This window comes from Neobacillus sp. OS1-2 (genome assembly GCF_030915505.1).
Taxonomy (GTDB): domain Bacteria; phylum Bacillota; class Bacilli; order Bacillales; family Cytobacillaceae; genus Neobacillus.
Window position 1 is genome coordinate 3,971,106 of the sequence record NZ_CP133265.1, and the last position, 13,777, is coordinate 3,984,882.

17 protein-coding genes are annotated in these 13,777 nt (G+C 39.7%); all 17 read left to right on the forward strand.

What is annotated here, in order from left to right; genetic code table 11:
• Nucleotides 1-2 precede the first annotated feature (2 nt).
• The 17 genes from flgK (at nt 3) to RCG19_RS19775 (ending at nt 13,775) form a co-directional block, all read left to right on the forward strand.
• Nucleotides 3-1,475, forward strand: a complete 1,473-nt coding sequence (gene flgK / locus RCG19_RS19695; protein WP_308108508.1) for a flagellar hook-associated protein FlgK — start codon at nt 3-5, stop codon at nt 1,473-1,475.
• Nucleotides 1,476-1,486: 11 nt separating this feature from the next.
• Nucleotides 1,487-2,395: a flagellar hook-associated protein FlgL gene (flgL, locus tag RCG19_RS19700; RefSeq protein ID WP_308108509.1), complete on the forward strand. Its 909-nt coding sequence runs from the start codon at nt 1,487-1,489 to the stop codon at nt 2,393-2,395.
• A gap of 95 nt (nt 2,396-2,490) precedes the next feature.
• Nucleotides 2,491-3,117, forward strand: a complete 627-nt coding sequence (locus tag RCG19_RS19705; RefSeq protein WP_308108510.1) for a flagellar brake protein — start codon at nt 2,491-2,493, stop codon at nt 3,115-3,117.
• A 264-nt stretch (nt 3,118-3,381) separates the two neighbouring features.
• Nucleotides 3,382-4,284 carry a hypothetical protein gene (locus RCG19_RS19710; protein ID WP_308108511.1) on the forward strand — a complete coding sequence of 301 codons (903 nt, stop codon included), beginning with the start codon at nt 3,382-3,384 and terminating at the stop codon, nt 4,282-4,284.
• 140 nt (nt 4,285-4,424) lie between these two features.
• Complete coding sequence (fliS, locus tag RCG19_RS19715; RefSeq protein WP_166246669.1) at nt 4,425-4,799, forward strand: flagellar export chaperone FliS; 375 nt, start codon at nt 4,425-4,427, stop codon at nt 4,797-4,799.
• Entirely contained in the window at nt 4,766-5,161 is a 396-nt protein-coding gene (locus RCG19_RS19720) for a flagellar protein FliT (protein WP_308108513.1), read from the forward strand. Before fliS ends, RCG19_RS19720 begins: the two co-directional genes overlap by 34 nt.
• 231 nt (nt 5,162-5,392) lie before the next feature.
• Nucleotides 5,393-5,707 (forward strand): hypothetical protein, encoded by a 315-nt coding sequence (locus RCG19_RS19725; protein ID WP_308108514.1) that lies wholly within the window; start codon nt 5,393-5,395, stop codon nt 5,705-5,707.
• Between the two features lie 30 nt (nt 5,708-5,737).
• Nucleotides 5,738-6,418: a glucosaminidase domain-containing protein gene (locus RCG19_RS19730; protein WP_308108515.1), complete on the forward strand. Its 681-nt coding sequence runs from the start codon at nt 5,738-5,740 to the stop codon at nt 6,416-6,418.
• A gap of 132 nt (nt 6,419-6,550) precedes the next feature.
• On the forward strand, nt 6,551-6,943 hold the full coding sequence (flgB, locus tag RCG19_RS19735; RefSeq protein WP_308108516.1) for a flagellar basal body rod protein FlgB: 393 nt from the start codon (nt 6,551-6,553) through the stop codon (nt 6,941-6,943).
• A 5-nt stretch (nt 6,944-6,948) separates the two neighbouring features.
• Nucleotides 6,949-7,395, forward strand: a complete 447-nt coding sequence (flgC, locus tag RCG19_RS19740; RefSeq protein ID WP_166245308.1) for a flagellar basal body rod protein FlgC — start codon at nt 6,949-6,951, stop codon at nt 7,393-7,395.
• Nucleotides 7,396-7,406: 11 nt separating this feature from the next.
• Nucleotides 7,407-7,709, forward strand: a complete 303-nt coding sequence (gene fliE / locus RCG19_RS19745; RefSeq protein ID WP_166245310.1) for a flagellar hook-basal body complex protein FliE — start codon at nt 7,407-7,409, stop codon at nt 7,707-7,709.
• A gap of 30 nt (nt 7,710-7,739) precedes the next feature.
• Nucleotides 7,740-9,329 carry a flagellar basal-body MS-ring/collar protein FliF gene (gene fliF / locus RCG19_RS19750; protein WP_308108517.1) on the forward strand — a complete coding sequence of 530 codons (1,590 nt, stop codon included), beginning with the start codon at nt 7,740-7,742 and terminating at the stop codon, nt 9,327-9,329.
• Between the two features lie 6 nt (nt 9,330-9,335).
• A complete protein-coding gene (gene fliG, locus RCG19_RS19755; RefSeq protein ID WP_308108518.1) occupies nt 9,336-10,346 on the forward strand; it encodes a flagellar motor switch protein FliG in 1,011 nt (336 codons plus the stop codon).
• Nucleotides 10,330-11,157 (forward strand): FliH/SctL family protein, encoded by an 828-nt coding sequence (locus RCG19_RS19760; protein WP_308108519.1) that lies wholly within the window; start codon nt 10,330-10,332, stop codon nt 11,155-11,157. Before fliG ends, RCG19_RS19760 begins: the two co-directional genes overlap by 17 nt.
• Entirely contained in the window at nt 11,141-12,463 is a 1,323-nt protein-coding gene (gene fliI, locus RCG19_RS19765; RefSeq protein WP_308108520.1) for a flagellar protein export ATPase FliI, read from the forward strand. Before RCG19_RS19760 ends, fliI begins: the two co-directional genes overlap by 17 nt.
• Nucleotides 12,460-12,894, forward strand: a complete 435-nt coding sequence (gene fliJ, locus RCG19_RS19770) for a flagellar export protein FliJ (RefSeq protein ID WP_308108521.1) — start codon at nt 12,460-12,462, stop codon at nt 12,892-12,894. The genes fliI and fliJ overlap by 4 nt, the downstream gene beginning before the upstream one ends.
• Before the next feature lie 14 nt (nt 12,895-12,908).
• On the forward strand, nt 12,909-13,775 hold the full coding sequence (locus tag RCG19_RS19775) for a MotE family protein (protein WP_308108522.1): 867 nt from the start codon (nt 12,909-12,911) through the stop codon (nt 13,773-13,775).
• The last annotated feature ends 2 nt before the right edge of the window (nt 13,776-13,777 follow it).

A 13,777-nucleotide genomic window follows, 5' to 3' on the forward strand; every position in this document is an offset into this window, starting at 1 on the left:
ATATGACATCAACTTTTCATGGCCTTGAGCTTGGAAAGAGAGCGCTTTTTGCCCAGCAAACGGCGCTTTCTACTACTGGCCACAATATTGCCAATGCAAATACAACAGGGTATACCCGGCAGCGCGTTGATATGCAGGCAACAAATCCGATTTCGATTGCCGGAACCTCGTCCTTTCAATTGGGAACGGGTGTCGATGTAAACAAGATTGAACGCCTTCGAGAAGATTACTTGGATCTGCAAATGCGCGGTGAAAACAAGAATTTAGGCTACTGGGAAGCCAAAAGCGATACCTTATCAAAGGTGGAAGAGGTTCTAAATGAACCTTCGGATAATGGGTTAGCCCATGTAATGGATGAATTCTGGGCTGGCTGGGAAGAACTGGCGAAAAATCCGGATAATGCTTCGGCCAGATCAGTTGTCAGACAAAAAGGGGTTGCAGTGGCTGAAACCTTTAATTACCTATCAAACTCCTTAGATGCTATTCAAAGTGATCTGAAGCTAGTCATTGAGGCAAAAACAAGCTCCGTCAATTCGCTTGCCACTCAAATAAGTAACCTGAATGATCAAATTTCTCGTCTTGTTCCAAATAACTATGAACCAAATGATTTGTATGACCAACGTGATGTGCTGATAGACCAGCTATCTAAACTAGTGGATGTGAAGGTTTCCCAAGCCGATAATGGCATGGTGAATATTTCAGTTTCCGACGAAATGTTAGTATCGGGTAAAACGGCCTCTCAATTAAACGTAGAGATAAAAAAAGATAATGACGGCAATGAATATGTATCGGCCGTAACCATAAAGAGTCCTACAAATCCTGCTAAAGAAATCCAATTACAATCCGGCGAATTAGCAGGCCGTATTGAATCCTTTGGAACGGCAACAGGTGGAATCATCCCAGACATGAAGAAGAAAGTTGATCTTTTGGCACAGACATTCGCTGAAAAAATCAATCAAGTTCATTCAAGTGGGTTGCGCATTTCCAATAACAATGGGACGATCACCATGGTACCTGCTACCGGGATAAACTTTTTTAATGGCTCAAATGCCAAAAATTTAGTCGTTAATCCAGATATTATGAATTCACTTGATATGATTGCAGCGGCGGCTAAAGAAGCCAATGGGAGTTCTTCTATCGGTAATGGCGGCAATGCTCAAGCAATTGCAAATATAAAATTTGATGGCAGTCTCGATTTTAATGGAACTACCAGTACTTCAGATGACTTTTATCGTAATATCATTGGACAGTTAGGGATTGACTCACTCGAATCCCAGAGGATGAAGAGCAATTCAGAGGTAATTGTCCAGCAAGTTGACAATCGTCGTCTTTCTGTTTCCGGAGTGTCGCTCGATGAAGAGATGGCCAATATGATTAAATACCAACAGGCATATAATGCTGCGGCACGGATGGTCACGGCAATGGATCAATGTTTAGATAAAGTAATCAACGGCATGGGCCGGGTAGGATTGTAGGTGTTCTTAAGATGAGTAACCGTGTGACGCAAGGAATGCTGAACCAAAACTTTCTATATAACTTAAGTAAAAGCAACAAAGCGATGGAGAAATACCAAGATCAATTTTCCTCCGGGAAAAAGATTAATAAACCATCGGATGACCCAGTAACGGCAGTAAGGAGTATGTATTATCGTTCATCCTTAAATGAAATTGATCAATTTAAACGAAACGCAAGCGACGGGCTTTCTTGGATGGAGTCAGGCGATTCTGCTTTAGATGAGGTAACAACGATCCTTCATAGGGTTAGAGAGCTCACCGTAGAAGGACTGAACGGGACGAATGATGAAAGTTCAAAGTCGGCAATTGCTGCGGAAATTAACCAGTTAAAAGAGCATCTGGGGGAAATTGCTAATACCCAAATTGGGGGCAAATATATTTTTGCTGGTACAGATGTTAACAATCCACCGTATCGGGTAGACCCGAACGTGCCGAATTCACCAAAAGAATTCAGAAATGATAATGGTGAAAAACTGGAACTACAGGTAGGTCATAACAATAATGTTCAAATAAATGTCCTTGGGAAAGATATCTTTAATAATGATGGCCAAGGCGGAATCTTTCAGGTTCTATCAAATATTGTTGATCAATTTACTTCTCCAGCCGGTCAAAATGATGAACTTTTAGGTAAATTAGATACACAACTTGATAATATTTTGAAAGAGAGATCAGAATTAGGTGCCCGAATGAACCGAATGGAATTAAGCATGTCGCGTATTGATGGACTGGAATTATCGACAACCAAATTACTAACTAATGAAGAAGACGCCGATTTATCTAAAGTCATCATTGATTTAAAAGCACAAGAAAATGTACAGAATGCAGCTTTAGCAGCAGGTGCCCGAATTATCCAACCTTCTTTAGTAGATTTCTTGCGTTAATTTTGGAAAAGGGGCTCGCCAATGGCGAGCTTTCTTTTTAGCCCTCAAATTAGTAGATAAATATGGTGGAAATTAGAAGGAGTGCTATAGAGGTTATGTATCCGAAAGTGAATCAAAATATTGTGATGAATATTTTAAATGAGGGCACCATCTGCCGTTCGATTGTGGCGGAAATTAGTGAAGATGAAATACTAATCAGCCAGCCAATGGATGGGAAAATGTTTGGGATGCCCAGGGGTACGAGACTCGCCATCTCCTATATGATCGGTGAAAACAAATATAAATTTGAAGCGTCTATTATTGGCAGAAAAAAGGATAATATCCCCTTATACCGAATTACAAAACCGAAGGAAAAAGAAATTAGCAAGATTCAGCGCAGAGAAAATTTCCGCGTCCCCACTAGTATACCGGTTAAAATCGCGAATTTGGAGATCAATACAATCAACATAAGTGCCGGGGGAATGTTACTATCTTTCACGCGTGAATGTTCGTTTCCATTAGGAGAACAACTGACTGGCATGATCTATCTCCCAGAAACCAATCCTATTCCGTTTAAAGGAGTAATCAAACGAATTATCCAAATGGAAGATACCGGTATAAAACAGGTTGGTGTAAAGTTCACCGTTTTGGAAAGGAAGGACGAAACAAAGATTGTTCAATATTGTTTTGAAAAACAAAGACAAGCACGTTTAACAGAGAGAAAGTCCAATTCATTCAAATGAACAAAATCCTTCACCATTTTGAAGGATTTTTTGTTGCAATTCGTCTGTTTTATGAACTATTTTTGAAAAATTCTAGTAAATCATTTGCAAATCCTTACAGATTTTGTATAATTATCTTTAATAGGCAAGAAATAATTTTTTGGATTAACCCCCAAAAAAATTTTATCTCTTTCGTACTATATAATGAACATTACCATACATAATAACAGGATAATCAAATAAAAGATGATGAGATTACTATACAAATACGCTGGAGGTGTTAGTATGAGTTTGAAAACCGCACTATTTGAGATGAAAGAAAAAATCCTTAACCAACAAATTGGGGAATCGGAAAAAGAGTTCTTGGATCAATTGGAGACAAAAAACAACTTAAAAAGCGGCTCTTTGTTCGTTTATTTTAATTATGTAATGATGTTCCAAATGAAAAAGGCGGATCAAACCAGTCATTCTGATGTGGATCATAAAAAAGTAAATCGGAAATGGATTAAACCTGAAATAGACTTTTTGTTTCAATATATTACGGATCGTCAGGAAGAGGGCGGACTAAATATTACCGAGCTGTTAGATGAGGTGGCTCAAGTTTTAGACCGAGGCTATCAATCAGTGAACTATAAATATTATTCATTGGTTAAGGCCCAAAATAAAACGCAGCCAGGCAATCAAAATGTCATGCAAGTGACGACTATTTCCCAGTCAAAACTTCCGGTTGCTGCCATTGACTTCATCGATGAAAAACCTCAAGAACTCAACGTATACCAACCAATTTCTGTACAAAATGATGATTTATTAGATATTCTGTCCGGATTAATCACAAACGTTCAAAAACTTCCTGGTATTCACTTAAACGAGCTTCTTCGGAGTTTATTTCAACTTACAAATATGGCATTGCAAAATCAGGATGCCGTACAGCAATTAGAATCAGTCAAATCCGAAATCAATAATGAAAAAGAAGTCTTACAAGAAAAGCTACGGAAGAAGGATCAGCAACTAATAAGGGAACGAAAGCGAAATGATGAATTGCAAATAGAAGTGGCTAAATTGGCTAAGGAAATTATGGCCTTTAATCAACTAGGTGATGCAGCTAAAATTCAAAACCTTAAATCCTATAATCAAAGACTAAACTACATCATCGATGGGTTTGGTATCGTCCTTCAGGTGGGCAGTTAAAACCTATAGAGAGGAAAAAAGTTATTCCCATGGATTAGCTTTTTTCTTTCGTCATTTTTATTACTGATTTTCCTTAACTTTTTTATTGAAGATCCGATAATAAATAATAAACAACCATGATTTTGAAGGGAGAGTTTTTTATGTCAGTGAAAAACCCATATCAAACATATCAAAAACAAGCGGTTACAACTTCAAAACCGGAAGAATTAACATATATGTTATATCAAGGATTAGTGAAATTTATCCGTTTGTCAAAACAGGCCTTAAACAATCATAAATTGGAAGAGTGTCATAGCAGTAATTTACGGGCTCAAGACATTCTTAGTGAATTAATGGTCTCCCTAAAAAAGGACTATCCCATTTCCGATTCTTTGCTTTCTTTATACGATTACATGAAAACACGGTTAATTGAAGCTAATTTAAAGAAACAAGTGGAAATCCTTGAAGAAATAGAGGGCTTTGCGGTAGAATTAGCAGAAACGTGGCAAACCGCTATGAAATCAAAAAACAGTTAGGGTATGAAATGATGATGAATGAATTAACGGAATCCATATATGAACTGACTGTATCCATGAAAAGCGCCTTACTTGATGGTAAAGATGAAGAGTTTGAAACGCTTTTGAATGAGCGGAACGAACTCATGCTTAAAGTGAATACCTTGAAAGCCGCCGAACCAGAATTTCGCTATTCACCACAAGCAAAACGATTCTTAGCAGCTGCGCTTGAACTTGATGGGGAAATGGTTCCGGTAATAAACGAGAATATGACTAAAACTCAAAATCAGATCAACCAAATGAAAGTGAACAAACAAGTTTCTAAAAAGTACCAGCCCTATTTTAAACAAACAAACGGTGCTTTCATAGATGCAAAAAACTAAACCAAAAACGTGTGGTCAGCAAACTAAACCGCTGAATCATATGTTTTTGGTTTTTTTTATTACAATCCTTTTACTCTTTTTTCAAATAGGTAACAATTTATCATATACAATAAGTTAGTAAATAGGATAATATAATAATAGTCAAAAAAATGAGGAATTTGTTTTTATTTGTCATATTTTGAGAGATTAAATTGTATTTTACAACTTTTACTAGAAAAAGGAAGAGAATAAATGAGCAGGCAGCAATCTATTCATGACAAGCCTAAGCAGGGCAAACTATATCATTTTATGGAATATAAAAAGAAAACACCATTCTTTAAGGCGCCCATTAGAATCATGATTGATAACCCGATCATGGAAGATTATTATATGGTAAAAAATGTTGTCTTTGATGAGAAACAAATTCTAATCCTGAAGAAGGAAAAAGATCCAAATACGATTGTTTTGGTCGAAGCCATCATAGAAGACGGGAAACTTACCTATATATCCAGGCTATCTGATCAAGTGGTGAAGGATGTTGGAAAAATAATCAAGAATATCATCTAATAAATGGAAAAAGGGAAAGGATGACGACCGTTGAATATAGGTAATGATTGGATTACGAAAGCTTTGGTTATGAATACATTGTCAGGGAATCAGAAGTTACCAACACAATTGGGGGCATCCGGTTCAGACTTTAGCGATATTTTTGCATCGGTATTAACAAATTTAATCAATCAATCAGAGTCACGAACGCCCATCCAGCCGAATTTGCCAGTCGATTTCTTTGGGATGAATACGGGGAACGTACCCTTCGATACTATCGTACCAGACATGAAAGAATTATCTTCAAGTTCTACCGCATCCTTGCGTTTTCAACCAACAAGTGCAGACAAAATGAATCAAGTATTGGATGGAAAGTTAAAAGGCATGGGTGACGTGTTTGTCCGTGCCGGACAGCTGTTTAATGTGGATTCGACATTACTTTCGGCAATTGCCATCCATGAAACAGGAAACGGAAAATCAAGTGCAGCCAATGTAAAAAATAATATTGCGGGTATGATGGGGGTAAATGGACTGAAATCGTACGCTTCTGTTGAGGATAGTATTATGGACATGGCACGGAATATTGGTAAAAATTACTTGGGTAAGGGATTATCAAATATAGCTGAAATTGGTGCAAAATATGCCCCTGTTGGTGCAGGAAATGATCCAACAGGCCTTAACAATCATTGGGTAAAGGGTGTAACGAAGTTTTTTAACATTCTAAAAGCTTGATGTTAATAACAGGACTTTTTGACAATGAAAAAAGATATAGATTTATGTCCCTTTTTTATAGTATATTTGTGAATGAAAATAATTTACTTTAATAATCAAAAACAATCAAAATAGAAAAAGAGGGGAATTCACTTGGGCAATATCAACCTTCTTCAATCTGCCTTAAATGCCTCTAGTTTACGTCAGCAGGTTATTTCAAATAATATAGCGAATGCCGAAACTCCGGGGTTTAAATCCAAAAAGGTACAATTTGAGGATATTTTAAAACAACATTTATCCAATCAAACAAATTTTGCCGGAAACCGGACAGATCCACGACATTTTCCAATTGGCAGGACTGGTGATGTACCGGTTGCGAAAATTGTAGAAAATTCTGGCACCATCATGCAAAATAACGGGAACAATGTCGACATGGATGAAGAGATGACAAATATGGGTAAGAATGCCCTGTGGTATGATACGTTAATCGAACAAGTCAACAGCGAATTTCAGCAGTTATCCATTGCCATTAGAGGAAGGAGTTAAGGAAGATGTTTAATTCTTTAAATGTAAGTGCATCCGCCTTAACAGCACAGCGCTTGCGGATGGATGTTGTCTCCTCTAATATTGCAAATGCCTCATCGACAAGAGGTAAATTAGTGGATGGAAAATGGGAGCCCTATCGCCGGAAAATGGTAGAAATGGCACCGAGAGAGAAGAGCTTTAATCAGGTATTACAAGGTGAAATGCAAAAACAAACCCAGGGTGCGCAGGGTGTTAGAGTCACGGGTATAGTCGGTGATCAAACACCTTTTAAAACCGTCTATGACCCTACACATCCTGATGCAAATGCCGAGGGATATGTCAACATGCCGAACGTGGACATATCAAAAGAAATGGTCGATTTACTTGCAACCTCAAGAGCCTATGAAGCCAATATCACATCGTTTAACACCGGGAAATCGATTATGTTAAAAGCCTTGGAAATAGGCCGTTAGGAGGAGAATAAATGAATATTTCTCAAATTGGCACAAATGCAATCAAAATGAATCAAAATGTGTTTCAAAAAACAACGGAGCCTACTCAATCAAAGACATCCTTTGCCAATGTTATAAAGGGCTATTTAGAAAATGTTGACTCAACTGTTAAACAGGCATCCGATCTTTCAACGCAAGCGGCTGCCGGGAATGTTGAAAATATACATGATGTTATGATCGCATCACAAAAAGCAAAGCTGGCTTTGGAACTGACTGTCAATGTTAGGGATAAGGCTGTAGAGGCTTACCAAGAAATGATGCGTATGCAAATTTAATGAATGATGGAAAGCTGGGCAGGGTGAAAAATGAATCGATCATGGACAGATCAAATCAAAAAAACAAAAGAGCACTTCAGCCAATATTGGGGGGCAAGAAGCAAGAAACAAAAATGGCTTTTTATAGGGGCATTTTTATTTCTTGTTATCGCTTTATCGACCTTCATTTTTTTTGCGTCTCGGCCGCACTATATTCCATTGTATACGGGCCAGCTAACCCAGCGGGAAATTGGAGACATCAAGGCGGAACTCGACAAACAGGGATTTACCGATTATAAAATATCCGATGCAGGTACAATGCTGCTTGTTCCCAAAAAGGAAGCTCCAGATTTAATTGTGAGCCTCGCTTCAAGTGGTTATCCAAAAGATACCAAAATCAATTATGATATTTTTGGCGAAAATCTACAATTCGGTGCCACAGATCGACAGTACGATATTCTTGAACGGGAAGCCATGCAAAATCAAGTGGCAAATGTCATTAAAAATGTCGATGGTATTAAAAATGCAGAAGTGATTTTGACTTTACCGGAAAATTCTGTGTTTGTTCGACAAGAGGACGATCAAAAAGCCAGTGCTTCCGTTATGGTGGAGGTCGAGCCCGGGGCAAAACTCAACTCTGGTCAAATTCGTGCACTATACACATTGGTTTCCCGCAGTGTACCGAATCTCCCTGTAGAAAATATCACCATTATGAATCAGTACAGTGAGACGTTGGCACTACAGGATTCTGATAGTGACGATCAATCCTTAGCCAAATTTGATGAGCAGAGAAAAATCCAACAAAATATTGAACGGGATATTCAGCAAAATTTACAAAACTTACTCGGCACCATTCTTGGAACGGATAAAGTTCTCGTTCATTCTTTTGTCAAATTAAACTTTGATAAGGTAAAAACAGAAGAAAAATTAGTGAAACCGGTTGGTGATAGTGATAAGGGAATCGTGATTAGCTCTGATAAGAGCTCGAAAACTTCTACCAATACTGGGGGGAGTACGGGCGGAGTGGTTGGTTCAGGGGACACCGATGTTCCTGGTTATACGGGCAGCGACTCTGGCGGGGATAGCAATTATGAGGAATCTTCGGATCGCGTGAATTATGAAATTAATCGTATTAATAAGGAAATTATTCAAAGTCCTTATCAAATAGAGGATATTACCATAAACGTTGGGGTTGCACCTGACTCGTCTAAATCCAATTCCTTATCAAAGGCAACCCAGGACAATGTCCGAAATATTGTTTCTAATACAGTTCGAACGGCACTTGGTCATCCGGATTTGAGTCAAAAAGAGGTTGATCAGCGGATCACCATTTTTCCACATGCCTTTGTTAAGAGTACCGAGAAAGAATCAAGTCCGGCATTCAATTGGCTATATATTATTGGGGCTGCTGCTGGTGCACTTGTACTTGGCGGACTTACTTGGTTCTTGATTAAACGGAGAAGACAAAATCAACAAGAGCCAGAAGAAGAGCCACTGTTTACAGCACCTGTTGATCCAGATGCGGACTATTTCACGGAAAATGACCCGGCAATTGAGACACAATTGAAAAAGTTACTTGAACAGCGACCAAATGATTTTTCAAAAGTAATCAAGACATGGCTGAATGAAGAGGAGGCGTAAGATCCTATGGCAACAGCATTAAAGTTAAGCGGGAAGCAAAAAGCAGCGATATTGCTTATTTCTATGGGAAGGGAAGCTTCCTCTAAAGTGTTTAATCATTTAACCGATGATGAAATCGAACAGCTTACATTAGCGATTGCGAGTATAAAAAAAGTGGATGGTAAAGAAAAAGAGGAGGTTTTACAAGAGTTTCACGACATGTGTATCGCGAATGATTATTTAGCGACGGGTGGAATTACCTTTGCGCAAGATGTGCTTGAGTCTGCCTTAGGCAGAGATAAGGCCCGACAAATCATTAACCGCTTAAACACTCAGCTCCAGGTTAAACCGTTTGACTTTGCTCGCCGTGTGGATCCGATGCAAATCTATCATTTCTTGCAGAATGAGCATCCACAAACGATTGCACTCGTTTTAACGCATTTAGAGCCGCAACAGGCTTCGGTAATTCTTGCAGAGCTGCCTGAAGAACTTCAATCAGATGTAGCGCGAAGAATTGCTTTATTCGAGCAAACCTCTCCAGAAGTAATTAAAGAGGTGGAACACTTTTTAGAAACGAAGCTATCGGCTACAATCCGGAAAGATTATAGCGTTGTCGGTGGTATCGATTCGATTGTCGGTATCCTTAATGGCGTTGACCGCGGAACGGAGAAGAGTATCCTCGGGAGTCTGGAAATTAAAGATCATCAATTGGCAGAAGAAATTAAAAATCGGATGTTTATCTTCGAGGACATTATTAATTTGGATCGAAGGGCGATTCAACGGGTTATTCAGGAAGTGGAAAATCACGATTTACTTCTTGCAATGAAGGCTTCAACCCAAGAGGTCAAGAATGTTATTTTCGAAAATATGTCACAACGGATGGTCGAGACGTTCGAAGAAGAAATGCAATATCTTGGACCTGTTCGGGTGAAGGATGTTGAGGAAGCACAGGGAAGAATTGTTTCGGTTATTCGCCGCTTAGAAGACTCCGGTGAGATTGTTCTTGCTCGAGGTGGAAATGATGGCATCTTATTCTAAAGTGTTCAAGGCCTCCAATCTATCATTAATGGAAGAAGTAATGGTCATTAAACAACCGCTTATTTCAAGTGATTTTGCTAATGAAGGTCTTGATGAATCCTCAACCTTACCGGGAAATGAAGGAATAACGATTGAGGATCATCCCTTGATCAAAGAGGCAAATGAAAAAGCACAAGAGATTATGGAGACCGCCAGCCAAAAAGCTCAGGCGATAGAGACTGCCGCAGAGGAAAAAGTACAACAGTGGTGGGAAGAGAATCAGGAAAAGCTTGAGACGATGTCACATGAAGCGAAAGAGCAAGGGTTTCTCCAGGGGTATGAAGATGGAAAACAGGAAGCTCTTCTTGAGATTCAAGCCGAATACCAAGATAAAGTAGCACTTGTAGATGATATATTACAACAAGCCTATGCACAAAAGGAAAAGATCATAGCTGAAGCAGAGCCTTTTTTACTTGAGTTAAGTACCGCAATTGCTTCGCAAATTATCAAGCAGGAACTGGAGGATTGCCCTGATAAATTTGTTGAGGTAATCCAGCAGCATATCCTTCGCTTTAAGGAAAAAGATCATATTACCATCTGTGTACATCCTGATGATTTTCAGTTTATTCAATCACAGCGCTCCCATCTCATGGCCATGGTGAACGGGGAGACGGAAATTAAAATTATCCCTGAGCATTCGGTCACTTCAAAGGGGTGTATTATTAGGACTGCGTACGGTAGCATCGACGCTAGAATTGATACACAAATTGAAGAGATTAAAAAGGTTATCCTTGAGGCAAGAAGGGGGCAGCAAAGTGACATTGTCAGCTGAAAACTATGTGAAGCTCATTCGCGGGATTGATCCTGTTCGAGTGAACGGAAAAATAACGCAAATTATCGGGCTTACAATCGAGTCCCAAGGACCGGATGTTCGGATTGGTGAGCTGTGTTCCATTTATCCGACAAATTCACAAACCCCGATTCCCGCTGAAGTTGTTGGGATCAGAGAAAACAAAGTCTTGCTCATGCCCCTTGGCGAAGTCCAAGCGATTGGCCCTGGCTGTGATGTGGTTGCAAGTGGGAAACCGATGATGGTCAAAGCCGGTCATCAATTACTCGGCCGGGTGCTTGATGGGTTAGGCCAGCCGATGGATGGAAAGCCGCTGCCACTTGGGTTAGAAGAGGTACCGACACATGCCAAGCCGCCCAATCCGCTCAAGCGACCGCGGATTCATTCACCATTAGGAGTCGGTGTCCGTACAATTGATGGCTTGTTGACGATGGGAAAAGGACAAAGGGTAGGGATTTTTGCCGGCAGTGGGGTCGGGAAAAGCACGCTCCTGGGGATGATCTCCAGAAACACTTCAGCGGATGTCAATGTCATTGCCTTGATTGGTGAACGGGGACGGGAGGTCCTTGACTTTTTAGAGCAAAACCTTGGGGAAGAAGGGTTAAAAAAGTCTGTTGTGATTGTAGCAACATCGGATCAACCTGCCCTCATTCGGATTAAAGGAGCGTTAACGGCTACCTCGATTGCGGAATACTTTCGCGATCAGGGAAAGAACGTTTTACTTGTCATGGATTCTGTCACTCGCTTCGCGATGGCCCAAAGGGAAGTCGGGCTAGCCATTGGCGAACCGCCTACAACAAAGGGGTATACACCATCTGTTTTTGCGATGCTTCCACAACTGTTGGAACGGGCTGGAACCGGACCAAAGGGATCGATATCTGCTATCTATACCGTTCTGGTGGACGGTGACGATATGAATGAACCAATCGCTGATGCCGTTAGAGGAATTTTAGATGGACATATTGTCTTAAATCGGGCCATTGGCAGTAAAGGGATCTTTCCCTCGATTGATGTTCTTAATAGTGCAAGCCGTGTCATAAACGAAATCACTTCCGATGAACACTTAAATGCGGTGCGAATCTTTAAAAAATATCTCGCCGCCTATAACGAGGCAGAGGATTTAATTAATATTGGTGCCTATAAGAAGGGGTCAAATCGAGAAATTGATGTGGCTGTGCGTTTCAAACCGCTAATAGATAATTTCTTGCGTCAGGGTATTTATGAGCCTTCTACGTTAGAAGAAACAAGATCCTTCTTAATTTCACAATTTGGAGCGATGATGACATGACATATAGGTTTTCTTTTCAAAAGGTACTTGATTTCAAGGAAAAAGAGAAGGAATTCGCTGAGCAGGAATACGGTACCATCAAAATTAAGCAAATCGAGCTTGAGGAAAAAATGGAAGACTTAGAACAAGAGAAGAAAAAAATGTTCAATCAATATAATGAAGTTGATCGGAAAACAGTATCGCAAATTCTGCATGTTCATCAGGAAATGGAACATGTCAATCAGAAAATGAAACAGCTGACATCACAATCACAGCAAATCCATCAGCAATTAGAAGAAAAACAGCTGGTTCTGATTGAAAAAATGCAAGAAGCAAAAATGTGGAATCAATGGAAGGCGAAATCAAAGGCTGCATTTCAAAAACAGCTGGATCAAAAAGAACAGGCTGTTTTGGATGAAATGGCTGTCTTACGGTATTCCCGCCGGGTATGAGGAGCGAAAACAAAATGGAAGAAAAGCAACAGGGAAAATTGAAATCGTTACTATACTTTGGGCTTATTCCGTTACTTTTTTTGGCCATTTTTGGTCTGTTCATTTTTAACTGGTTAGGCTTTCCGGTTTGGAAATCGATCCAGGAATGGGGAAATAACACCCCTGTCATTAGTATGATGATGCCGGATCCGGATCCTTCTCCACAGGACGATGCAAAAAAGACTTCTCCGTCAGATGACTATAAAGCGAAATATCTTGATAGTAATCAAAAAGTGAAAGAGGAAGCGAAAAAAATAGCCTCGTTGGAGAAACAGATCAAGTCCAATCAAGAAGAATTTGATCAATTAAAAAAGAGCAACATAGATTTGCAAAACCAGCTCGATCAAAAAGCGGCGCAAAAAAACAAGGATCAACTGAAGCAAGTGGCAGCTATTTATGAAAATATGGCACCTTCAAAAGCAGCAAAAATGTTTGAAGTGATGTCTTTAGAGGATGCCGCGATCACAATGTCGTCGCTAGGTCAAGAACAGCAAAGCAATATACTTGGAAGTATGAAAGATGCCAAAAAGGCCGCACAAATAACCATGCTGCTGAAGGAAATCGGAACAATAAATGATACGGATCCTGCTATTTTGAAGGATGAGCTGCAAAAAATTGTTCAAAATGATGTAGATCCTGCAGGTAGTCTAGTAGAAACAATTGCGGGGATGCCTGCCGCGCAATCAGCAAGTTTGATTCAATCGATGATGGAAACAAATGCACAAGTAGCAATGAACGTATTGAAACAGATGAGCACGACGAACCGGTCACAAATATTAACCGAAATTGCCAAGAAAGACGCAAAAATAGCCGCGCAAATTACGGTGAATTTAGAGAAATAGAG

Excerpts from the sequence above, each read along its gene's own strand:
- RCG19_RS19725 (WP_308108514.1), top strand. The coding sequence starts at position 5,393 with ATGAGCAGGCAGCAATCTATTCATGACAAGCCTAAGCAGGGCAAACTA.
- fliF (WP_308108517.1), top strand. The coding sequence starts at position 7,740 with ATGAATCGATCATGGACAGATCAAATCAAAAAAACAAAAGAGCACTTC.
- flgC (WP_166245308.1), top strand. The coding sequence starts at position 6,949 with ATGTTTAATTCTTTAAATGTAAGTGCATCCGCCTTAACAGCACAGCGC.
- fliS (WP_166246669.1), top strand. The coding sequence starts at position 4,425 with ATGTCAGTGAAAAACCCATATCAAACATATCAAAAACAAGCGGTTACA.
- RCG19_RS19705 (WP_308108510.1), top strand. The coding sequence starts at position 2,491 with ATGTATCCGAAAGTGAATCAAAATATTGTGATGAATATTTTAAATGAG.
- RCG19_RS19710 (WP_308108511.1), top strand. The coding sequence starts at position 3,382 with ATGAGTTTGAAAACCGCACTATTTGAGATGAAAGAAAAAATCCTTAAC.
- flgL (WP_308108509.1), top strand. The coding sequence starts at position 1,487 with ATGAGTAACCGTGTGACGCAAGGAATGCTGAACCAAAACTTTCTATAT.
- flgK (WP_308108508.1), top strand. The coding sequence starts at position 3 with ATGACATCAACTTTTCATGGCCTTGAGCTTGGAAAGAGAGCGCTTTTT.
- RCG19_RS19760 (WP_308108519.1), top strand. The coding sequence starts at position 10,330 with ATGGCATCTTATTCTAAAGTGTTCAAGGCCTCCAATCTATCATTAATG.
- fliJ (WP_308108521.1), top strand. The coding sequence starts at position 12,460 with ATGACATATAGGTTTTCTTTTCAAAAGGTACTTGATTTCAAGGAAAAA.
- fliG (WP_308108518.1), top strand. The coding sequence starts at position 9,336 with ATGGCAACAGCATTAAAGTTAAGCGGGAAGCAAAAAGCAGCGATATTG.
- RCG19_RS19775 (WP_308108522.1), top strand. The coding sequence starts at position 12,909 with ATGGAAGAAAAGCAACAGGGAAAATTGAAATCGTTACTATACTTTGGG.
- fliE (WP_166245310.1), top strand. The coding sequence starts at position 7,407 with ATGAATATTTCTCAAATTGGCACAAATGCAATCAAAATGAATCAAAAT.